Below are 22,733 nucleotides of genomic sequence, written 5' to 3'. Positions count from 1 at the left end.
GGGCACAGCTTTTTTGTAGTAAAAATACAGATAGGTCACATTTGTCCGGTGTTTTATAAGACCGCGTGGTTTCTGATAAATTGATAAAAAGTTTCGGCATCTTCGTCGCTGCGGGAAATCACCGCTACTGTATCAAAGCCCGCCAACGAGCACACTTTTTCTGGCATAGTCACTTCATCGATCGCAGCCGAAAGCAAAGGCGCATTGTCCGCAACGGTATGGATCAACGTCATAAATTGCACACGATCTACTTTAGTGACAACGTCTTCGATCATCTGTATCAAACGCTGCTCTTCTTCTTTTTCATCTTCTGACGATTGCATTCCTTGAAAAATGACAAACTTCGTCTGACCTGTTTCATCGGGCACTTTCACGATTTTCAAATCACGAATATCGCGAGAGATGGTCGCTTGCGTGGCGGAGACGCCTTGGGCTTCCAATTGCTGCAATAATTCTTCTTGCGTGCGTACAGTATGTTCAGTAATAATTTGTCTAATAAGTAAATGGCGATCAGCTTTTCGCATAGGTAAACTCCTTTAAGCATGATTGATTAAGTCAGCCTTATCATAGCAGATAAAGCCGAAAAAACCTAGATATAATAAGAAAAGAATTAGAACGTTAAAAAAAAGCTGGAGCACGTATCGTAGTTTTTTCATTTGAATCAGTTGCATTTCTTTTTTAGCTACTGTATACTGTTTAAGGCGTGAGTTTTTCACGTCAATCCCACATCTTGTTCCATCTGCGAAGCGGTGCTGATCGATTCAGTTCTTCAAGGAGTAAAAGAGCAAGAGAGGAAAACAAAAAAACCAAATTGGAGGAAACACAACATGGCAGTAATCTCAATGAAACAATTACTAGAAGCCGGCGTACACTTTGGTCACCAAACTCGTCGCTGGAACCCAAAAATGAAGAAATATATCTTCACAGAAAGAAATGGCATCTACATCATTGATTTGCAAAAAACAGTGAAATTAGTAGACGCAGCTTACGACTACATGAAAAATGTTGCTGAAGAAGGCGGCGTTGCATTGTTCGTAGGTACTAAAAAACAAGCACAAGAAGCAATCAAAGAAGAAGCAATCCGTTCAGGTCAATACTATGTTAACCATCGTTGGTTAGGTGGAACTTTGACAAACTGGGAAACAATCCAAAAACGTGTTGCTCGTTTGAAACAAATCAACAAAATGGAAGAAGATGGCACATTTGCTGTTCTTCCTAAAAAAGAAGTCGTTGGCTTGAACAAAGAGCGCGAACGTCTTGAAAAATTCTTAGGCGGTATCGCTGATATGCCAAGAATTCCAGATGTAATGTACGTTGTTGACCCACGTAAAGAACGTATCGCGATCCAAGAAGCACGCAAATTAAATATCCCGATCGTAGCTATGGTCGATACAAACTGTGATCCAGACGAAATCGATGTTGTTATCCCATCAAATGATGACGCTATTCGTGCCGTTAAATTGATCACTGCGAAAATGGCAGATGCTTTCATCGAAGGTAACCAAGGCGAAGACCAAGTAGCAGAAGAAGATTTTGCTGCTGAATCAACAGAAAACGCAACTTCAATCGAAGAAATCGTTGATGTTGTCGAAGGCGACAACGCATCAGCTGAATAATAAATGATGGAGCTGTTTCAAAGGCTAGGCGCCAAGCCTCACTCTCCTTTGAAACAGCTTTTTTTAAAGACAAGCAATCTTGTTTAAAAACATTTAGGAGGAAACAAAAAATGGCAGAAGTAACAGCTAAATTAGTAAAAGAATTACGCGATATGACTGGTGTAGGAATGATGGACGCAAAACGTGCATTAGTTGAAGTAGAAGGCGACATCGAAAAAGCCGTAGACTTATTACGTGAAAAAGGTATGGCAAAAGCTGCGAAGAAAAACGACCGTATTGCTGCTGAAGGTTTAGCATCTGTAGCGATCAACGGCAACACAGCAGCAATCGTTGAAGTGAACTCAGAAACTGACTTCGTTTCTAAAAACGAAATGTTCCAAGACTTAGTAAAAGAAATCGCTGAAGTAATCGCAGCAAACAAACCAGCTGATATGGATGCTGCTTTAAAATTAGAAACTTCTAAAGGCACAATGGATGCTGCGTTGATCGAAGCAACACAAGTAATCGGAGAAAAAATCAGCTTCCGTCGTTTTGAAGTTGTTGAAAAAGATGACAATGCTGCATTCGGCGGTTACCTACACATGGGCGGACGTATTGCTGTATTGACTGTTCTTGAAGGAACAACTGACGAATCAGTTGCGAAAGATGTTGCAATGCACGTTGCAGCGATCAACCCTCGCTACGTGAACGAAGCACAAATCTCTCAAGAAGAATTGGATCATGAAAAACAAGTCTTGACAGAACAAGCATTGAACGAAGGCAAACCAGCGAACATCGTTGAAAAAATGGTTGAAGGACGCTTGAAGAAATTTAAAGCAGAAATCGCTTTGGTTGACCAACCATTCGTTAAAGACCCAGATATGACGGTTGAAAAATACGTTGCATCAAAAGGCGCAACTGTGAAATCTTTTGTCCGCTTTGAAGTCGGCGAAGGTATCGAAAAACGCGAAGACAACTTCGTTGAAGAAGTAATGAGCCAAGTGAAAAAATAATTCTGTTCCTCGAACAGATGGGAACGCATGGAAGTGCGCTCCCTTTTTTTAAGCAAAAACGGTTTTTGAAGAAATAGTGTAGATAATTTTCAACGAAAGAGCACCAATATGCTACAATAGTATTGGAGAATGTACGGAGGAATCATGATGGGCAAACCAAAATATCAACGTGTTGTATTAAAATTAAGTGGTGAAGCATTAGCGGGTGACGAAGGCTTTGGGATCAAACCACCGACGATCCAAGAGATCGTTAAAGAGATCAAGGAAGTCCACGAATTAGGCGTACAGATGGCGATCGTGGTCGGCGGCGGAAACATTTGGCGTGGACAAATCGGCGCGCAAATGGGAATGGAAAGAGCACAAGCTGATTACATGGGCATGTTAGCGACTGTGATGAATGCTTTAGCATTACAAGACACGCTAGAAAATGCTGGTGTACCAACGCGTGTCCAAACTTCGATCGAAATGCGTCAAATCGCAGAGCCTTATATTCGTCGCAGAGCAGAACGTCACTTAGAAAAAGGGCGGGTCGTCATTTTTGCAGGCGGAACCGGAAACCCTTATTTCTCAACTGATACGACCGCAGCCTTACGGGCAGCTGAAATCAACGCTGATGTCATTTTGATGGCGAAAAACAATGTTGATGGCGTCTACTCAGCAGATCCTAAAACGGACCAAAGTGCTGTGAAATTTGAAGAATTGACCCATTTAGAAGTCATTTCTAAAGGATTGCAAGTAATGGATTCAACCGCAAGTTCATTAAGTATGGACAACGATATTCCATTAGTCGTATTCAACTTGAATGAGCATGGAAACATTCGCCGCGCCATTTTAGGTGAACATATTGGAACGACAGTAAGGGGGAAATAACATGGCTGACAAAATTTTAACAGAAGCAAAAGACAAAATGAAAAAAGCAGCAGAAAACTTGCAGCGGGAATTAGGACAAATCCGTGCTGGCCGCGCGAACGCGAGCATCTTAGACCGCGTAATGGTTACTTACTATGGTGTACCAACACCCTTGAACCAAATGGCTTCAATTACGATTCCAGAAGCAAGAATTTTGATGATCACACCTTTTGACAAAACAATGATCCAAGAAGTAGAAAAAGCTATCATGCAAAGTGATATTGGTATCACGCCTGCCAATGACGGAACCGTCATTCGTTTGGTGATTCCTCAATTAACGGAAGAACGTCGTAAAGAATTAGCCAAAGACGTGAAAAAAGAAGCTGAAAATGCGAAAATCGCGGTCCGTAACATTCGCCGTGATGCGATGGAAGCTTACAAGAAACAAGAAAAAGCTGGCGATATTACAGAAGATGATTTGCGTGAATCTGAAAAAGAAGTGCAAACTGCTACAGATAACAGCATCAAAGAAATCGATGCGATCGCAGCTGAAAAAGAGCAAGAGCTACTTGAGGTTTAAAAGGAATGACGAAGAGTCGCTTCAGCGGCTCTTTTTTTATGGTCGAAAGTGCCTTATGTACTTGAATATCACGACTGTTTTTTTGTTTTTTCTTAATATGGAAATCTTTTCTTGGTTTTCATAGGCAAGAAATCTGATTATTGTTATAATGTAAAAGATGAATTTCAAGAATTGGAAGAGGAGCGAATACGATGCTGCGTTTTTTTCCACAAAAAGACAAATATATCAAAGAAGCGGCTGAACATGAATTTGATCCATCACTGCCGATTCCCCAACACATCGCGATCATTATGGATGGCAATGGCAGATGGGCGCAAAACCGGCGCTTGCCAAGAGTAGCTGGTCACAAAGAAGGCATGGAGACGGTAAAAAAGATCACGAAACATGCTTCACACCTTGGTGTGAAAGTATTGACTCTTTATGCGTTTTCAACAGAGAATTGGAAACGGCCAAACGAAGAAGTGGACTTTTTGATGCAACTGCCCGTCGACTTTTTCGACACGTTTGTTCCTGAGCTGATCAAAGAAAATGTTCAAGTCAAAGTGATGGGGTTCACGGAATCTTTACCCGCGCATACACAAGAAGCGGTCAAGCGAGCGATTGATCAAACCAAAGATAATACCGGGATGATCTTGAATTTTGCTTTAAATTACGGCAGCCGCGCAGAAATTTTGACTGCTGTCCAAGCTCTTTATGAAGAGCTTGCAGCTTCGGAGGAAGCCCTGCCCAAGCTCACGGAAGACATGCTGGCGACACATTTGATGACTGGTTTTTTGCCAAACGCGTTACGTGATCCTGAATTGGTGATTCGCACGAGTGGCGAAGAACGTATCAGCAACTTCTTGTTATGGCAGATTGCTTACAGCGAATTATTCTTTACGAAAGCGCTCTGGCCTGATTTCGATGCTGCTTTACTAGAAGATGCGATCGGGAGCTTTCAACAACGAAACCGGCGTTTTGGCGGTTTGAAAACGAAGGAGGAAGAAGAGTGAGACAACGTGTAATCACTGCGGTCGTCGCATTAGCCTTTTTCCTGCCAATTATTTACGTTGGCGGCATTGCCGTCGAATTGCTGGCAGCAGCGATGGCAGGGATTGGTGTTTATGAATTATTTCGGATGAAAGGACTAGCTGTTTTCAGTTTTGAAGGAATTCTTTCAATCATCGGTGCGGTGATTTTAGTTTTACCTCAAGAACGCTGGTTTTTCTTTTTGCCAGAGGGCACAGATAAAAGTGCCCTGTATTATGTAATCGTCCTTTTATTACTAGGGATCGCGGTTATTTCTAAAAATACGTATACTATCGATGAAGCTGGTTTTCCAGTGATCGTCAGCTTATATACGGGTGTCGGGTTTGAACGTTTCTTGACGGCACGTTCAGCAACGGATGGCTTAGTCGTTTTAGTTTTCGGTCTGTTTATCGTGTGGGCAACGGATATTGGGGCTTACATGGTGGGACGGCGTTACGGACAACGAAAATTATGGCCAGAGATTTCCCCTAATAAAACGATCGAAGGGGCCCTAGGCGGGATTGCTGCTGCGGTGGTCGTAGCCGGTCTGTATCTGCTAGCATTTCCAGGGAAAGATTATTTTGGACATGGTAGTGCCATCATGATCTTATTGACTGTCCTCTTTTCGATCGCTGGTCAATTCGGGGATTTAGTGGAATCGGCAATCAAACGTCATTATGGCGTGAAGGATTCAGGCAATCTTTTGCCAGGACATGGCGGGATCTTGGATCGCTTCGATAGCATGCTGTTTGTGTTTCCAATCATGTATTTATTCGGTGTTTTTTAGAAATTATTTAGAAGTGCAGGCTTGGCTTGCGCTTCTTTTTTTAAATTCTTGTTACAACGGGAATGTGAGTTCCTCAACGGGAATCGGTGTGATAAAATAAGGAAAGGCTGCCCTGAATGAGAGGGATGCTGTGAAAGAGAGGAACGAGCATGAAAACGATACTTGTATTTATCATTATCTTTTCCGTAGTGGTAGTGATTCACGAGTTTGGACACTACTTCTTTGCAAAACGGGCAGGTATTTTAGTAAGAGAGTTTGCCATCGGTATGGGGCCTAAATTGTTCGCGCATCAAGCGAAAGATGGGACGACCTACACGATTCGGATGCTGCCATTAGGCGGGTATGTCCAAATGGCGGGCTGGGGTGAAGATGAAACAGAATTAACACCAGGTATGCCAGTCTCCTTGGTTCAAGATGCAACTGGCAAAGTTATCAAAATCAATACGAGCAAAAAGATCCAATTGCCGCAAGCGATCCCTATGGAAGTGACCGACTTTGACTTGGAGGAGAAGTTGACGATCACAGGGTTCATCAATGGCAATGAACAAGAAGCGGTTACGTACGCTGTGGATCATGATGCAACGATCATTCATGAAGATGGCGTTGAAGTTCGGATCGCACCTAAAGACGTTCAATTCCAGTCCGCAAAGCTTTGGCAGCGAATGTTGACGAATTTTGCTGGACCGATGAACAACTTTATTTTATCCTTGGTCTTATTCACTGGGTTGGTGTTTGCACAAGGTGGTGTTGCGAATCAAGATGCAACCATCGTGACAGGAATCGAAGCAGGAACACCGGCAGCTGAAGCAGGGCTGCAAAATGGCGATGAAATCTTAGCTGTCGAAGGTGTCGATGTTTCCAACTGGTCAGAATTAACGACTGAGATCCAAAAGTACCCAGATACTCAGATTGCTCTAGCAGTCAAACGAGGATCAGAAACACTTGATTTGACGGCAACTCCTGCGAGTCAAGAATCAGGGGAGACCACGATTGGTTTCTTAGGGATCACCGCTTCCTTAAAAACTGGGATCGGAGATATCTTACTGGGTGGCTTGCAAACGACCATTGACAATTCACTGGTGATTTTTAGAGCAGTCGGCAACTTGATTGCCCAACCAGATATCAATAAATTGGGTGGACCGGTTGCGATTTTCCAACTGTCTTCTCAAGCCGCATCGCAAGGTGTCACAACGGTGATCGCGATGATGGCGATGATTTCTATCAACTTGGGGATCTTTAATTTATTACCGATTCCTGGATTGGATGGCGGTAAGCTGGTTTTAAATATTTTAGAAGGTTTGCGAGGCAAGCCAATCAGCCAAGAAAAAGAAGGCATCATTACTCTGATTGGGTTTGGGTTTTTGATGCTGCTGATGGTTCTCGTTACCTGGAATGATATTCAACGTTTCTTCTTTTAAAAATAAGACGCACAAGCAAATCAATTGTTGATCGGGTGAACATGATTTTTTGTAGCAAAGGAGAAAAAAATGAAACAGTCAAAATGTTTGATTCCGACATTGCGGGAAACCCCCAGCGATGCGGAGACGTTAAGTCATCAACTGTTAGTTAGGGCAGGGTATATTCGACAAGTGGCGGCAGGCATTTATGTTTACTTGCCGCTAGCACAAAGGGTGTTAGAAAAGATCAAGCGGGTCATCCGTGAAGAATTGGCACAAATCGATGCCGTAGAGATGGCGATGCCTTCTTTGCTTCCGTATGAGCCATGGAAGGAGTCAGGACGTGCCTCATTGTATGGTGAATCCTTGTATCGATTAACCGATCGAAACGAACGAGAGATCGTTTTAGGACCTACTCATGAAGAGCCGTTTACGACATTGATCAAAAACGAGATCACGTCTTATAAACGGCTGCCATTGAGCTTGTATCAGATCCAAACGAAATATCGGGACGAACAGCGGCCGCGCTTTGGATTGATCCGCAGCCGCGAATTTATCATGCAAGATGGCTATTCCTTTCATGCCGATGAAGCCAGCTTAGATCAAACCTATAATCGTTACGAAATGGCTTATCATGCAATATTGAAACGCTGTGGGATCGAGTATCGGGCAGTGGTTGGGGATAATGGCTTGATGGGTGGCAGAGATTCGAAAGAATTTTTGGCATTGTCGGGGATCGGCGAAGAGCTGATCTGCTACTCGACCGAAAGCGATTATGTCGCCAATTGGAAATTAGCAACCAGTCAATACATCGCCAAAAAATCTCACGAGACCTATTTAGAATTACAAAAAGTCGTACAGGATGAGCCTTTAACGTTAGAGGCGCTGGCGCAGGCATACGAAACAGACTTGCAAAAAATCGTTCAAGTTTCTTTATTACTCGTTGACGAGCAAGTCATTATGGTGTTATTACGAGGCGATCACAGCCTCAATGAAACAAAGGTCAAGCATTATTTAGCTGCTGATCAAGTGAAGGTGCTGACTGTTGAGGAAGCGGAGTCTTATCTGACGAGTGAGACGCAGCTGCGTAGTCCCATTGCGCTTGCTGATTCGATCCAGTTGTACGCCGATCAGCATGTCCAAGATATGGCGAATCTGATCGTTCCAGCGGCAGAAAAACAAAGCTATTATCTCAATGCGAATGTGGGGCGTGATTTTCAACCATTAGCCTTTGCCGATTTTCGCTTGGTTCAAGAAGGTGATCCTTCCCCAGATGGAAAAGGAACCTTAACCTTTACGCGAGGAATCGAAGTTGGGCATATCTTCAAGTTAGGAACCAAGTACAGTGAGGCGCAAGAAGCGACGGTTGTCGATGAAAACGGCGATGAGCAACCAATCATCATGGGCTGTTATGGGCTGGGGGTTTCTCGGCTGCTTTCAACGATCGTCGAACAATACGGCAATGAGTTTGGGATCGATTGGCCCCAAGAAATTGCCCCATTTGATGTGCATATCATTCAAACGTCGATTGAAGATAGCTATCAAAATGCCTTAAGTGAAGAAGTAGAAGAAATGATGAACCAAGTAGGCTATCAAGTGCTGGTAGATGACCGCAATGAACGTGCAGGGGTCAAATTTGCAGATGCCGATTTGATTGGCTGTCCGATTCGCTTGACTATCGGTAAAAAAGCCGTAGAAGGCATCGTAGAGATCAAAATCAAGCATACTGGTGCGACCGTTGAAGTGAGAAAAGAAGAAGTCGCTTCGACCCTGACGATTTTGTTAGCCAATCAGGAATAAACAGGAACGAACAAGAATGAATAGTAGATCGAGAGAGGAAATCCTTTCTCGATTTTTTAATGAAAATGAGGGCAAAAAGAGGTATACTAGTGAGTACTGAGAAAAGGAGGATCTTCAATTGTCAAAAGAAAGAGAGACCTTTGAGATATTATTAGACCAAATTGCAGCTGCCCCAAATCTTCGGCAGCATCCGTTGATGCAGACTGCCCAAATCAAACAAGTGACCGTGCATCGACAATCAAAAGCGTGGACGTTTTATTTCCAATTTGAACGTTTAGTACCGGTGATGGTGTATCAGTCCTTTAAACAACATATTGAATTGGCGTTTAAAGAGATTGCGGAAGTTCGTATCATCATTGAAGCTCAAGATGGTTCCTTTGATGAGCAATTCATTCAAGAATATTGGCCATTGGCGTTAGCCAATCAAAATTGTGATCGGCCATTGGTTCATCAAGTGATCAAAAACCAAATGCCTGTGCTGCAAGAGAACAAAGTGATTTTGCCAGTCAACAATGATGCGGTCATCACGATTTTGCAGCAGCAGTACTTGCCGATCATTGAGGAAAATTATAGTACCTTCGGCTTTCAAAAATTTCGGATCTTGCCGCAGCTAGATCAAGAGCAAGCGGAGGCGGCCTTAAAAGAACTTGAAGCACGCAAGGAAGAGCAAACAGCAGCGTTCCAACAACAAGCTGCTGAGAACTTAATGGCGCACGAGCAACGCAAAAAAGAAGTCAAAACAGTCGAATTTGACGGACCGATCGCGCTTGGACGTAATATTCCCGCAGACGAACCTGTGACACCGATGATCAATATCATTGAGGAAGAACGTCGGGTCACGATCCAAGGCTATGTCTTTGATAAAGAAGTCCGCGAACTGCGCTCAAAACGGAAGATTTTGATCTTAAAAATCACCGACTATACGTCATCGTTTAGTGTGAAAAAATTCTCCAACAATGAAAAAGATGAACAAGTCTTTGATGCCATCGCCAAAGGTAGTTGGGTCAAAGTACGCGGTAGCGTCCAAGAAGATACCTTCATGCGAGATCTCGTTATGAATGCGCAAGATTTGCTGGAAGTCAAACACGAAGCCCGCAAAGACTATGCACCTGAAGGCGAGAAACGGGTCGAACTCCACCTGCATTCCAATATGAGTACGATGGATGCCACCAACAACGTGGCGGATTTTGTCGCTCAAGCAGGCAAATGGGGCCATAAGGCGATTGCGATCACCGATCATGGTGGCGCACAAGGGTTCCCTGATGCCCATCATGCAGGAGAAAAGGCTGGTGTTAAAATTCTTTACGGTGTGGAAGCCAATATCGTGGATGACGGCGTAGCGGTTGCCTACAATCCTCAGCCTGTTCCATTGACCGATGCTACTTATATCGTGTTTGACGTGGAGACCACTGGGTTGTCTGCAGTATACGACACCATCATTGAGTTGGCTGCTGTGCGGATGCATAAAGGCAACGTGGAGGCATCCTTTGATGAATTTATCGATCCAGGTCATCCGTTATCACGAACGACCGTAGAACTGACGGGAATCACCGATGAAATGGTTCGCGGATCAAAATCAGAAGAAGAAGTCTTACGTTTGTTCCGTGAGTTTTCTGAAGGAGCCATTTTAGTTGCCCACAATGCGTCATTTGATATGGGCTTCTTAAATACCAGTTATCGAAAATACGGTATTCCAGAAGCGGAAAATCCCGTCATTGATACATTGGAACTCGCTCGTTATTTGTATCCAGAGTTTAAGCGATTCGGTTTAGGTGTCCTTTCCAAAAAATTCGGCGTTAGTTTGGAGCAACATCACCGAGCGATCTACGATGCCGAGGCAACCGGTCATTTAGCGTGGATCTTTGTCAAAGAAGCGATGGAAAAACATGACATGCTACTTCACGAAGATTTGAACCGACACGTGGGGGGCGAGAACTCCTACAAAGCAGCTCGACCCTTCCATGCCACGATCTTAGCTCGAACACAGGCAGGATTGAAAAATTTATTCAAGCTGATCTCGATGTCGAATGTGAAGTACTTCCATGATAAAGTCCCACGAATCCCACGTTCAGAATTGGTGAAATTGCGGGAAGGATTGTTAGTCGGAACCGCTTGTGATAAAGGAGAAGTCTTTGTCGCAATGATGCAAAAAGGGGTCGATGCAGCGCGGGAACTTGCCAAGTTTTATGACTATATCGAAGTCATGCCCAAAGCAGTTTATGCCCATCTTCTGGAAACGGAGCTCGTGAAAAGCGAAAAAGACCTAGAAGACATCATTCGGAATCTGGTAAAGATGGGGGAAGAGTTAGGGAAAATCGTTGTGGCTACTGGGAATGCCCACTACCTGAACGAAGAAGATGCCATTTATCGTAAGGTCTTGATCAATTCGATGGGGGGCGCCAATCCCTTGAATCGACATAGTTTACCGGATGTACACTTCCGAACAACCGATGAGATGCTGACCGCTTTTCAGTTTTTAGGTCCAGAAGTAGCGAAAGAAATTGTAGTGACGAACCCGAATAAAATCGCTGATCTCTGTGAAAAAGTCATTCCGGTAAAAGATGATCTGTATACACCAAAGATTCCCGGATCTGAACAAGAGATCACCGACTTAAGTTACAACCGTGCCAAAGAGTTATACGGCGATCCATTGCCAGAGATCGTAGAAAAACGTTTGAAAAAAGAGCTTGATTCGATCATTGGGAACGGCTTTTCCGTGATCTATTTGATCTCACAAAAACTGGTTCATAAAAGCAATGAAGACGGCTATCTAGTAGGCTCACGGGGATCAGTTGGTTCTAGTTTCGTGGCAACCATGACGGGGATCACTGAGGTCAATCCATTAGCTCCTCATTATTATTGTCCCGATTGCCAGTATTCTGAGTTTTATGAAGACGGCTCGTATGGTTCTGGTTATGATATGCCAGAGAAAAAGTGTCCAAAATGCGGCACTCGTCTGAACAAAGATGGCCATGATATTCCTTTTGAAACGTTTCTTGGCTTCCATGGCGACAAAGTACCCGATATCGATTTGAACTTCTCAGGGGAATATCAGCCAGAAGCCCATAACTATACGAAAGTACTCTTCGGTGAAGAATACGTCTATCGTGCAGGAACGATCGGTACCGTAGCCGATAAAACAGCCTTTGGTTTCGTAAAAGGCTTTGAGCGCGATCATAATCTTCATTATCGAGCAGCCGAAGTCGATCGCCTGGCAAAAGGCGCCACTGGCGTCAAACGGACGACTGGTCAGCATCCGGGGGGGATCATCGTTATTCCAGACTATATGGATGTCTATGATTTCACCCCAATCCAATACCCAGCGGATGATCAAAATGCAGAGTGGAAAACGACCCACTTTGATTTCCATTCGATTCATGACAATATCTTGAAGCTGGATATCCTGGGACACGATGATCCGACGGTGATTCGGATGCTACAGGATTTATCAGGAATCGATCCTAAAACGATCCCCACGGATGATCCGGAAGTGATGCGTATTTTTGGTGGTACGGATGTGCTAGGTGTGACTGAAGAGCAGATCTACTCAAAAACAGGTACATTAGGCATCCCAGAATTTGGTACACGCTTTGTGCGGGGGATGTTGGATCAAACCCATCCATCGACCTTTGCTGAACTCCTGCAGATCTCTGGTCTTTCCCATGGTACCGATGTATGGTTGGGCAATGCGGAAGAATTGATCCGTCGCGGAGATGCCAGCCTAGCGGAAGTAATCGGCTGTCGGGATGATATCATGGTGTATTTGATCCATGCTGGCTTAGATGACGGGATGGCCTTTAAAATCATGGAGACGGTCCGTAAAGGACAATGGAACAAGATTCCTGATGACTTGCGGGACAATTACTTGCAAGCGATGCGGGAGAACAATGTCCCTGAATGGTATATCGATTCTTGTTCGAAGATCAAGTACATGTTCCCGAAAGCCCATGCGGCGGCGTATGTTTTGATGGCGTTGCGGGTGGCTTACTTTAAAGTGTACTTCCCAATTCTCTATTACTGTGCTTATTTCTCTGTCCGAGCAGACGATTTTGATTTGATTGCCATGTCAAAAGGAAAAGACGCCGTAAAAGAACGGATGCAAGAAATCACTGACAAAGGATTGGATGCGTCAACGAAAGAAAAGAATCTGTTGACGGTTCTGGAGTTAGCCAATGAAATGTTAGAGCGCGGTTATGAATTTGGGATGATCGATCTGTATAAATCGGATGCGGAAAACTTCGTGATCGACGGGAAAAAATTGATCGCACCGTTCCGAGCAGTACCGAGTTTAGGGCTGAACGTAGCGAAACAAATCGTGGAAGCACGAAAAGATGGTCCCTTCTTATCGAAAGAAGACCTCGCCAATCGCGGGAAAGTTTCTAAGACATTGATTGAATACATGACGGATAACGGTGTTCTAAAAGATCTACCAGATGAAAATCAGTTGTCGTTGTTCGATATGTTGTAAGCCAACGGCTGTTCACTTAAAAAAATAAGCCCATCATTGCAGCATCTAGTATAGCTAGTTTCTGCATGATGGGCTTTTTTGTCTTGTTTGTTAAATCGACCCAAGCAGCCACAATCTGGCGAAAATCAGAAAAATACTCGTTACCGAAAGAAGCGAATGCCTTTGGTAACGAGTATTTTTCGACAAAGTTCGTTAACTAGCTAAAAAAAGAAAAAAAGCAAAACAGGCAGATACACCATGTACAGTAAGACGGAATAGCCTAGACATGAAGTTGCAAATTCTTCATCCCCTTGGTAGTTTCGTACAAGGATCGGGACAGAGTTTTGGACGGGCATAGAGGCTTGAATAATAAACACAGAAAGCATCAATTCAGGAACAGGGATGATTCTGCTTAATAGCCATACAACGAGGGGCGAAAGAATGAAGCGACCAAACAAGACACCAGCAATGTCTTTGGTCATTCGCAAGTTCTTGAGCCCGCCAAAGTACACGATGATCCCGATAATAAACATTGATAGAGGCGTCGTTAAATCTGCTAGGTAGCTTCCAAGCCCATCAACAAAGGAGGGCAGTGGTAATGTGAACAGCATCCAGATCAAGCCGATAATGAAACCAATCAAGGCTGGCGAAAAAATCTTTTTTAGCATGACCAATGGATGAAAGGAAATGCGGGCTTCGCCGAAATCGGGGTTATCTTTTGCTAACTCAAAAATACCGATGGTCCAAAATAATGTCGTATTTACGATGTAGTACAACAATACATAGGGAACGGCTTTTTCACCAAAAATAGCTAAATTGATCGGTAAGCCGATGAAGATCGTATTGGAAAAGGTAAACATGGCGGAAAATGCCCCTTGGTGTTTGGTTTCAACTTGCGCGAAACGGCGCCATAAATAACCGGCGAAGTAAGTGATCATCATGGAAAGCAAAGGGATGATCATCCCGGAAACTAATGAGAGAAACTCGTCTTTCGTAAAGTTTTTAATGATCGTCAAAAACATATTGGCGGGTAATGAGACATTTAACACCAGTTTTGAAAACGTATCGGCGGTTCGATTAGAAAACCATTGTTTGTAAGACAACCAATAACCGATAAACATGAGACTGAAAATGACAAAAATATTGATATATGCTTGAAACATGCGCTCACCTCTCATTTACTATAGCGAAAGGCAATAGAAGAAGCAACTGATTCCCATTTGAAAACAACAAAAAACCAAACCGCTCAATGAGCGATTTGGTCAAGAATTACTTCCGTTGCTGCTTGCCAGCGTTACGACCTTTTCCGTTAGGCTTTGTCGTGTTCAACGCTTTTTTGACAGCTTCTGTTTTTTCAGGCGTTACGTCTTTACGAGGCGTAACTACCGTTTTAGGCGGATTTGCTTTCATTTCCGCTTCGACTTGGGCACGAATTTTTGGTTTCATGATGACATTCGTGATAAACGTTTGGATACAACTGAAGACCCCACCAACTACCCAGTAAAGTGTCACACCAGCTGGTGCACTCATGGACATGAAAACGATCATCAATGGAGAAACGATCAACATGGTTTTCATCGTTTTTTTCTGTTCTTCAGGAATCCCGATGGTTGAGATATATCCTTGTGCCAAGTAGGAAAGACCAGCAATCGCCACAAAGAGGATACTTGGGTCGCCTAATGATACGCCAAAGAATTCAGAGTTTTGGATTCCTTGTGTGTAACGAGCGGTGAAATAAAGAGCAGAGAAGATCGGCATCTGAATCAGCAAAGGGAGACATCCGATACCGCCAAACATACTGACGTTGTTTTCAGAGTAAATTTTTTGCATCTCCGCTTGCGCTTGCATTTGTTCTTCCCGAGTGGTTGCTTTTTTCAAATTGGCTTGCGCAATATCCACTTGAGGTTTCAGAAACTGCATTTTTTCACTTTGAACCATCGTTTTTCGAGACTGATGGATCCCTAATGGTAAGATAATGACACGGACAACGATCGTTACCGCGATGATCGCCCAGCCGTAAGACCAGTTGAAGTTTTCTACGAGCATCGTGATCATATCCCCTAATGGTTTCACCAAAAAGCGATAAATCATTCCTGTTTCTTTCGGCGTACCATCAGCATTGGTACTGACACAGCCTGATAATGCTAATAACAGGCCAAATAATCCTGATGAAAGCAGCCATTTATTCATTTTAGACATTCTATTCTTCCTCTTCACAATAAATTTAGACAAAAATAACTATACTAAAAAAGACCGACTATTTCAATGTACAAAGAGAAATTCATTGAAAAATCAATCTTTCGACTTAGAAAACATTCAATTGTTAATAGTACACTACATCAAAACTCCTACGCTCTTTGATAGCATCGTCTGGTTGGATGTCGATCTGATTTACTTTCCCAGCGGGTGAAGGAGAATCCTTAACCCCAGCAACAAAGGCATCGATGGCATTGTCATCGCCAATTGCTTCAATCGAAACAGAACCATCCGCTTCGTTTTTTACAGATCCGGTGACGCCCAACTGATCGGCAAGCATTTTTGTGGTATAACGAAAGCCGACGCCTTGGACACGTCCTTGCACATGGATTCGTAGTTTCTTCATGGACAATCCCTCCTCTGCTTTATATGATAGCGTTTTTTCAGTAAAAGAACAAGTTAGATCGATTGACTCATGCTATAATGAATCGAGGTGACAAGATGAAAGAAATTCAATCGAAAAAAAATACCTTTATCAAGGAAATCAAAAAACTAACACAAAAAAAACATCGGACACAAACCAATACCTATTTGATCGATGGCTGGCATTTGGTGCAAGAAGCATTGCATGCACAAGTACCCATCAAAGCATTGTTGGTGACCCCGCGAGGGTTAAGTGAAGCCAACGGGCAACTCGATGATTATCAGGAAGAAAGCTATTTGATCACAGAGGAGATCGCAGAGATGCTTTCTGATTTGCCAACACCACAAGGGATTTTTGCCGTGGTGGAAAAGCAAGAACAAGACTTACAGACACTAACGGGCAATTGGCTGATTTTAGATAATGTGCAAGATCCTGGAAACGTTGGCACCATGATTCGAACAGCGGATGCCGCTGGATTCAGCGGGGTTTTTCTCGGCGAAGGAACAGCCGATCTCTACAGCACCAAAGTCTTGCGCAGCATGCAAGGGAGCAACTATCATCTGCCGATCGTAGAAGGAGCGATCCCGCCATTTTTAAAGCAGCTGCAGGCAGCTGGTGTGGCGATTTATGGTACCGAGTTAAACAAAGAAGCAGTCCCTTATACCGAGCTTCCTAAAGAACAAGCGGCTGCCTTCATTTTAGGCAACGAGGGGCAAGGGGTCAATCAGGAACTGTTGGCATTGACCGATAAAAATCTATATATTCCTATCTATGGTCAGGCGGAATCATTGAACGTCGCCATTGCGGCAGGTATTTTGATGTATTTTGCTGTCAGCTAGATTTTTAAGGAACTGTTAAACTATTTGAATCTATTGCACCTCACCTAGAAACTTGCAGGAATAGGTGCTATACTTTGTCTTGTAACAATCAAGCAGATCAAAAAAGGTGGCAGACAAAAATTTATGACAGAAAAATGGCAAGAAGATAGCGAATACATGTCTTACGTGGCTGACCTGTTAGAAACAGAAGCTGTAAAAAAATTAGCCAATTTTGTGCAGCATATGAACTCCACACGTTTGGAACATTCGATCAGCGTCTCTTATTATAGTTACAAATTGGCCAAGAAATGGGGCGGCGATGCTCGTGCAACAGCTCGTGCAGGACTCCTTCATGATTTATTTTATTACGATTGGCGTACTACAAAGTTTGACGAAGGTACCCATGCGTACATGCATCCAAGAATCGCAGTAAAAAATGCCGAAAAAATCACTGAACTTAGTGATCTAGAAAAAGATATCATCTTGAAACATATGTGGGGAGCAACGATTGCACCGCCACGCTATAAAGAAAGCTATATCGTCACGATGGTGGACAAATATTGTGCGATCAAAGAAGCATCAGAACCCCTTACAGACAGCATGAAAGAAAAATGGCAACAACGCTTCTGGAAGAAACATCGCACGATTCAATAAGAAAAAAGTTCTTCGAACCAACTGGTTCAAAGAACTTTTTTTGTTTGTTTAGCCAAAAATAAGTTGGAGGATCGCTGCTCCTGCATAGAGAATCAGTAAGGTGATCAATACCGTTAAATGTCGTCTTTTGTGCATAAAAAGGATTGCCACAAATTCTCTTAAAAAGGCATTCGGTAAATAGTAAAAGGCAGTAGGTGCTCCGATACCATCCGCTTTAAGTTGGGCTTGATCTGCATAGAGACCAGCACGAAAAATATGGTAATTGTTTGAGGCAAAGATTGCTTTGTAGCCGTTTGGCTTAAGTGAATCCATGATTTCTTTCGAAAATTTCATGTTTTCATAAGTAGTCGTGGAATTTGTTTCCACTAAAATCTCACCTTCTGGTACGCCTTGGGCAATCGCATATTCTTTCATAGCAACAGCTTCCGGCAGCTGCTCATCGCTTCCTTGTCCGCCTGACATCAGTAATCGAGGCGCGGTTTTTTTCGCTTTAAATTGCGATTCGTAGAACGAGATCGCTGTATTGATGCGTTTTGCCAATAAAGGGGAGACCGTGGTGCCATTCAAAAGGCCTGCACCTAAGACGATGATAAAGTCCTGATTATAGCGAGGATGGTTGAACTGATAAATGACTGAAATGGATAAAAAGTTCAAAAAGACTACAAACAGATACAAAAGACTTAGGGGAACAATGCCGAATAAGGTTCGGATCCAATCTGGGAAAAAGTGCAAAAGGGTATCTGAAAATAGTAAAACGGTCAAAACCACCGCTAAGATCAGGGTTAACAAATTGGCGATCGATCGCGATTCTCTTCGTAGTACGATAATGGAATTCCAGTAAAGAAAGACCACGAGTGTTGCCAAACCGAATAATAGTACAGCAACGAAGATTGCCAGTAATACAGCGAGTAAACCACCTACGAGTATGTCTTGGGTTCGGTATAAATTAATGACTAAGTAGCCGCCAAAAGCCAGCACGAACAAATTAAAAAGCAAGCCATTTACAAGTTGGTGCTTGTTGCGCCGATAAGAAAATAAAAAAAGGCCGGCGAAGGCGACGGGTATCAGAATAAAGAAACTACCTGTCCGTAATTCTGAGACAGCTAAATAAATTAGCAGGGCTAGAATCGTCCAACAACATTCAAAAAAGAAAATATCCGGATCATCTTTTTTCTTGCGCCATTTTTGAACGACGATCACGCCCGACACATAGCTGATGGCAAAAATCAGCAATTGCGTAAAATCCATGTTTTTCACTCCTTTAACGATACACTTAGTATACCGAAAAATGGCAGAAATTGCTTGTTGCTAAGGTCAAAGTTGCTGAATTTCTTGCAATTCGCTAAAATGAAGGAAAGAAGGAGGAAGGAACATGCAATTAGGTGAAGTGATTCGCGTCGAACGACCCGCTTTTTATGTGATTGGAAAAGAGGGCAAGGGGTTAGCAGAAGAAGGTGCTTCTTGGGTACCAGCGCTCTGGGAACTTGCAACAAAGGATTTTGAAGAGATCGAATTTCTCGTAAGTGATCAAAAGGCAGAAGAACTGGAATTTTGGGGCTTGATGAGTGATGGCACCAATTGGTTAGAGCCTTGGCAAGAAACCGGTCGCTACTTGGCAGGCGTTCAAGTCCAGACAGAAAATTTTCCTCCTGTCGGTTGGGTCCGTTGGGAAATGCCCGCAATGACCTATCTCGTTGTAAAAACGGATGAAAAAAACTTAACGATGATGACTGAAAAAATGCTGATGGAAGTTTTACCAGAAAACAACGTCCAGTTGTCAGCAGCCATCCAAGAAAGGTATCTTCCTCATTTTAAGGAGGGGGAAGTTGAATTGTTTTTCCCTGTGGAGCCATTGGCAACAGCAACGGTGGAAACAGTAGAATAAAAAAAATCTGTCCGAGAAGCAGTCTTTGCTTCGGACAGATTTTTTTATTTAGGTTAAAAAAGATTACTGAAAAAGTTGGACACGCCGCGCCAAGCACGAACAAAGATGTTGGCTTTTTCCACTGTTTGTGTTGTGATCAATCCTGCAGTCTCGTCATGATCGGAATCATCAATATAACCAAGCGTATCAGCTGGAATCGAAGCACTTACGGTACCGACTTCTGTGCCCTCAGTCAATGGCGCTTGCAGGGCAGAATCACGATAATGCTCATTAAAGTCAATGGTTGTTTCAAAGGCGGTGGCATCCATATCTCCACGTACCCATAAGGTCAAACCTTGATTTAAGGCAACGGGCACACTCAATTCTTTCCCATCTTTGACTGCAACCGTCTGGGTATCTTCTAGTTGCGCATTTTCTGGTACAATCTCTACTTGTTCCCAAGCGTCAAACGAGTAATCCATCAAACGGCCTGTTTCAATAAAACGAACACTAGGATTTTCTGCATGACCATTGACGTTTAGCACCACGGTGATGATTCGTTGGCCATCTTTAACGGCGGTTCCGACAAAGCAGGCGCCTGCCATATCTGTCGTACCAGTCTTCAGACCGTCGACACCATCTTTCGTATTCGTAAAACCTGGAAGCATCCAGTTCCAATTGACCATCTCGACAGGCGAGTAGGAACCTTCACCAAATTGTTTCGTTGAAAGGCTGGTTACTTCCAAAACATCTGGAAAGTCTTGTAACAAATGACGGGCAATCAATGCCACATCTTTTGCGGATAGTTCGTTTTCATCAGTTGAAGTTGATCCTGGGTAAATATTTTCCCCTAGATAAGCATTGTTCAAGCCAGAAGCATTGACGATCTTTGCATCGGTGATGCCCCATGATTGCACTTTTTCTTGCATTAAATCCACAAAGGCACTTTCAGACCCAGCAATCAGCTCCGCGAGCGCGACGATTGCAGCATTTGCAGATTGGATATAACTGGCATCATACAGATCTTTTACTGTATAGGTAACGTCTTGATGCAAAGGGACATTTGATAAGTTAGGGGACACGCTGAGATTTGCGGCATAATCTGAAATAGGGACAGGATCATCCCAAGCGATCGTTCCTTGTTCTACTTGCTCAGCGACAAGGTAGAGGCTGATGATCTTGGTGATGGAGGCAATACCCATGGCTGTCTCGCCATCTTGATCATACAACACTTTCCCTGTGTCAAAATCAATGGAGTAGGCGGCTTTGGCGTCAATCGAAAAATCTTGGATCTCTTCGATGCTCATTGCTGTATCATCAGCATATGAAACGAGGGGGATGCCGGCAGCAGCAAAGAGGATTGCCAAAGCAGCAACGAAGGAATACCCGAACTTGGTTATTTTCTGCATATATGTAGTAGCTCCTTTTAAGTTGTATCTAAGCAAAAATTTTAACAAAGAGTATCCGCTGTTGCAATACTCTAAGAGAAAACTTAGCATTTAATTGCGAGAAGACCGCTCAAATGGGGAATGGGCGTTGGTAAACCATTACAAACTAGAAGACCTAAGGGCAACAGGCAGCAAAAAAAACTTGCCTTCCTATTTAATAAAGAAGACAAGTTTTTCTGAATTGACATCGGGTCAAACGATTTCACTTAGCGACGATTGGAATGGATTCTCGGGTTTTGGTTTTGGGCTCTGACGGGAACTTTCACTGCTCTCGTTTCTTGTTGCATGGCCAATTTTGCTAAAAAGAATGTCCCAGCTAGTAACGCAGCTAAAGCAAAGATGGAAAAGAGTGAAATAAAGGTCGTTAACATAAAAATCCCTTCTTTCTGTTTAAAATAAATGTGGAAGGTAGGAATCGAACCTACACCTTAATCTATGAACGATCAAACATCACTCAACGGAACACCTTGTTCAACCACTTGTTAAGTTAATGATAGCATGGATTGCCAGGAAATGCTGATAAAAAGTCTGAGAATTGACCGAAGAAAATGTGAAGAAAACATGAACTCGATCTTCTCAGGTCCCTTACGTGATTTTTGTCAAAGAATAGTGGCAATCTTCTGCTTCATCATATAAAGTAATAACGGAGCCTTTTTGTTCCAGAACTAAATGATAGCCAAATGTGTCCAGTAACACTAATCGCATCGGAGTCAGTTCAACAATGGAAACAGACAACGGTTTGCCTTCGATGGTCAATGAATAATCATTGGCAATTTCTAAAATGACATCTTCTTTTGTCTTTGAAGTAAAACGCCAATTTCCAATGAAATTTTGGCGGTTTTCATTTTTTTGTTTTTCCTTTCGCAACAGCAAGGAGCTGACCACGCCCGTTGCTAGAGATAAACCAATCAATAGAGACCTTTTCTTCATTTATACACGTCCTATCACTTACGATTCATCTAGTTGCACCTTGTGAACAAGATGCCCGCTTCTGCACACTAGAAAATAATTGCCATAAGTATACCATGAGAAGGTAAAAAAGCATGGTACTTTAGTTTGAAGTTTAGAAGTTTTTATCAAAATATGCTATGATTCAAAAGAGCAGGTGAGAAAATGAATTATCCGAATACCCTATTAGCCACGTTTCTCGTTCGCGACAACCGATTCATTGCCCGATGTCTAGTCGATGGGCAAGAAGTGATCGTCCATGTGAAAAATACGGGACGAGGAAAAGAACTATTGCACAAAGGGGCACTCGTGACCCTCCAATATTGGGACAATCCGAAACGTAAAACCAATTACGATTTGATCTCAGTCAAGAAAGAAGACCAATGGATCAATATTGATAGTCAAGTACCCAATCGGTTAGGCTATGAAGGCCTTTTGGATGGAACGATCCAGTTGCCAAATATCAAAGGGAAAATTGCCCTCTTGCGGCGTGAAGTCGTCTATAGGATGTCTAAGTTTGATCTTTATTTTGAAACAGACGAACAAGAAAAAGGGTTTATAGAAATTAAAGGGATGACACTTGAAAACAAGCAAATCGGCGCTTTCCCAGATGCGCCAACGATTCGCGGCTTGAAACACGTCAATGAATTGATCCATGCCAAAGAAGCAGGCTATTATGCGGCGGTTTTGTTTATGATCCAATTTGAAGTGGTGCAAATCGCCACGATCCATCGACAGATGCAGCCGGATCTGGCCGATAAGATCGCTGACGCGCAAAGCAAAGGTGTCGAAGTGTTTGCTTATAATTGCCAGGTAAACCAAGGGATGATCGCGGTCAAAGAACCGATCCCTTTTGATTTGAACGTCGAATTTGACGACCCCAATCTATAGAAGAAAGAAGGAAA

The 22,733-nt window shown here is 43.1% G+C and carries 21 protein-coding genes; 13 read left to right on the top strand and 8 right to left on the bottom strand.

The window, feature by feature from the left end; all coding sequences use genetic code 11:
• Nucleotides 1–53: 53 nt before the first annotated feature.
• Nucleotides 54–524 (bottom strand): arginine repressor, encoded by a 471-nt coding sequence (locus tag IGJ44_RS11060; protein ID WP_005229424.1) that lies wholly within the window; start codon nucleotides 522–524, stop codon nucleotides 54–56.
• Between the two features lie 303 nt (nucleotides 525–827).
• Between IGJ44_RS11060 and rpsB the strand changes: the two genes are divergently transcribed.
• The 9 genes from rpsB (at nucleotide 828) to IGJ44_RS11015 (ending at nucleotide 13,497) form a co-directional block, all read left to right on the top strand.
• Nucleotides 828–1,616: a 30S ribosomal protein S2 gene (rpsB, locus tag IGJ44_RS11055; RefSeq protein ID WP_005229426.1), complete on the top strand. Its 789-nt coding sequence runs from the start codon at nucleotides 828–830 to the stop codon at nucleotides 1,614–1,616.
• A 110-nt stretch (nucleotides 1,617–1,726) separates the two neighbouring features.
• The gene (gene tsf / locus IGJ44_RS11050; RefSeq protein WP_005229432.1) at nucleotides 1,727–2,608 is read left to right on the top strand and encodes a translation elongation factor Ts; all 882 of its coding nucleotides are present in this window, start codon (nucleotides 1,727–1,729) and stop codon (nucleotides 2,606–2,608) included.
• A 147-nt stretch (nucleotides 2,609–2,755) separates the two neighbouring features.
• Entirely contained in the window at nucleotides 2,756–3,478 is a 723-nt protein-coding gene (gene pyrH / locus IGJ44_RS11045; protein ID WP_005229433.1) for a UMP kinase, read from the top strand.
• Nucleotide 3,479: 1 nt separating this feature from the next.
• On the top strand, nucleotides 3,480–4,037 hold the full coding sequence (gene frr, locus IGJ44_RS11040; RefSeq protein ID WP_005229434.1) for a ribosome recycling factor: 558 nt from the start codon (nucleotides 3,480–3,482) through the stop codon (nucleotides 4,035–4,037).
• A 191-nt stretch (nucleotides 4,038–4,228) separates the two neighbouring features.
• Complete coding sequence (locus IGJ44_RS11035) at nucleotides 4,229–5,029, top strand: isoprenyl transferase (RefSeq protein ID WP_010749317.1); 801 nt, start codon at nucleotides 4,229–4,231, stop codon at nucleotides 5,027–5,029.
• Nucleotides 5,026–5,832: a phosphatidate cytidylyltransferase gene (locus IGJ44_RS11030; protein WP_010749318.1), complete on the top strand. Its 807-nt coding sequence runs from the start codon at nucleotides 5,026–5,028 to the stop codon at nucleotides 5,830–5,832. The genes IGJ44_RS11035 and IGJ44_RS11030 overlap by 4 nt, the downstream gene beginning before the upstream one ends.
• Before the next feature lie 149 nt (nucleotides 5,833–5,981).
• Nucleotides 5,982–7,250, top strand: a complete 1,269-nt coding sequence (rseP, locus tag IGJ44_RS11025) for an RIP metalloprotease RseP (RefSeq protein ID WP_074536773.1) — start codon at nucleotides 5,982–5,984, stop codon at nucleotides 7,248–7,250.
• Between the two features lie 69 nt (nucleotides 7,251–7,319).
• The gene (locus IGJ44_RS11020; protein ID WP_074536772.1) at nucleotides 7,320–9,029 is read left to right on the top strand and encodes a proline--tRNA ligase; all 1,710 of its coding nucleotides are present in this window, start codon (nucleotides 7,320–7,322) and stop codon (nucleotides 9,027–9,029) included.
• Nucleotides 9,030–9,147: 118 nt separating this feature from the next.
• Nucleotides 9,148–13,497 carry a PolC-type DNA polymerase III gene (locus IGJ44_RS11015; RefSeq protein WP_167827106.1) on the top strand — a complete coding sequence of 1,450 codons (4,350 nt, stop codon included), beginning with the start codon at nucleotides 9,148–9,150 and terminating at the stop codon, nucleotides 13,495–13,497.
• Between the two features lie 200 nt (nucleotides 13,498–13,697).
• Here IGJ44_RS11015 and IGJ44_RS11010 read toward each other — a convergent pair whose 3' ends face one another.
• From IGJ44_RS11010 to IGJ44_RS11000, 3 genes are all read right to left on the bottom strand, one after another.
• Nucleotides 13,698–14,639: an AEC family transporter gene (locus IGJ44_RS11010; protein ID WP_010749322.1), complete on the bottom strand. Its 942-nt coding sequence runs from the start codon at nucleotides 14,637–14,639 to the stop codon at nucleotides 13,698–13,700.
• 106 nt (nucleotides 14,640–14,745) lie between these two features.
• Complete coding sequence (gene yidC / locus IGJ44_RS11005; RefSeq protein ID WP_010749323.1) at nucleotides 14,746–15,675, bottom strand: membrane protein insertase YidC; 930 nt, start codon at nucleotides 15,673–15,675, stop codon at nucleotides 14,746–14,748.
• A 124-nt stretch (nucleotides 15,676–15,799) separates the two neighbouring features.
• Nucleotides 15,800–16,078: an acylphosphatase gene (locus tag IGJ44_RS11000; RefSeq protein ID WP_074536770.1), complete on the bottom strand. Its 279-nt coding sequence runs from the start codon at nucleotides 16,076–16,078 to the stop codon at nucleotides 15,800–15,802.
• Between the two features lie 95 nt (nucleotides 16,079–16,173).
• Here IGJ44_RS11000 and IGJ44_RS10995 point away from each other — a divergent pair, with 95 nt between their 5' ends.
• Together IGJ44_RS10995 and IGJ44_RS10990 are read left to right on the top strand one after the other, a co-directional pair.
• Nucleotides 16,174–16,935 carry a TrmH family RNA methyltransferase gene (locus IGJ44_RS10995; RefSeq protein ID WP_430605707.1) on the top strand — a complete coding sequence of 254 codons (762 nt, stop codon included), beginning with the start codon at nucleotides 16,174–16,176 and terminating at the stop codon, nucleotides 16,933–16,935.
• A 123-nt stretch (nucleotides 16,936–17,058) separates the two neighbouring features.
• A complete protein-coding gene (locus tag IGJ44_RS10990) occupies nucleotides 17,059–17,568 on the top strand; it encodes an HD domain-containing protein (protein ID WP_005229452.1) in 510 nt (169 codons plus the stop codon).
• A gap of 48 nt (nucleotides 17,569–17,616) precedes the next feature.
• Here IGJ44_RS10990 and IGJ44_RS10985 read toward each other — a convergent pair whose 3' ends face one another.
• Nucleotides 17,617–18,816 (bottom strand): YdcF family protein, encoded by a 1,200-nt coding sequence (locus IGJ44_RS10985; protein WP_016610745.1) that lies wholly within the window; start codon nucleotides 18,814–18,816, stop codon nucleotides 17,617–17,619.
• A gap of 124 nt (nucleotides 18,817–18,940) precedes the next feature.
• Between IGJ44_RS10985 and IGJ44_RS10980 the strand changes: the two genes are divergently transcribed.
• On the top strand, nucleotides 18,941–19,453 hold the full coding sequence (locus IGJ44_RS10980) for a GyrI-like domain-containing protein (protein ID WP_010749327.1): 513 nt from the start codon (nucleotides 18,941–18,943) through the stop codon (nucleotides 19,451–19,453).
• Between the two features lie 53 nt (nucleotides 19,454–19,506).
• On the opposite strand, the gene IGJ44_RS10975 is transcribed toward IGJ44_RS10980, so the two are convergent.
• The 3 genes from IGJ44_RS10975 to IGJ44_RS10965 form a co-directional block, all read right to left on the bottom strand.
• On the bottom strand, nucleotides 19,507–20,841 hold the full coding sequence (locus IGJ44_RS10975; protein WP_167827103.1) for a serine hydrolase: 1,335 nt from the start codon (nucleotides 20,839–20,841) through the stop codon (nucleotides 19,507–19,509).
• Nucleotides 20,842–21,086: 245 nt separating this feature from the next.
• Entirely contained in the window at nucleotides 21,087–21,251 is a 165-nt protein-coding gene (locus tag IGJ44_RS10970; protein WP_005229460.1) for a hypothetical protein, read from the bottom strand.
• 214 nt (nucleotides 21,252–21,465) lie between these two features.
• Nucleotides 21,466–21,810: a DUF4828 domain-containing protein gene (locus IGJ44_RS10965; RefSeq protein ID WP_167827102.1), complete on the bottom strand. Its 345-nt coding sequence runs from the start codon at nucleotides 21,808–21,810 to the stop codon at nucleotides 21,466–21,468.
• 183 nt (nucleotides 21,811–21,993) lie between these two features.
• Here IGJ44_RS10965 and sfsA point away from each other — a divergent pair, with 183 nt between their 5' ends.
• A complete protein-coding gene (gene sfsA / locus IGJ44_RS10960; RefSeq protein ID WP_167827101.1) occupies nucleotides 21,994–22,719 on the top strand; it encodes a DNA/RNA nuclease SfsA in 726 nt (241 codons plus the stop codon).
• Nucleotides 22,720–22,733 lie beyond the last annotated feature (14 nt).

It is taken from the genome of Enterococcus sp. DIV1368d (assembly GCF_050542975.1).
Taxonomy (GTDB): Bacteria; Bacillota; Bacilli; order Lactobacillales; family Enterococcaceae; genus Enterococcus_D; species Enterococcus_D casseliflavus.
The sequence above is the reverse complement of the archived record's forward strand: the minus strand, read 5'-3'. Positions and strand labels throughout refer to the sequence as shown.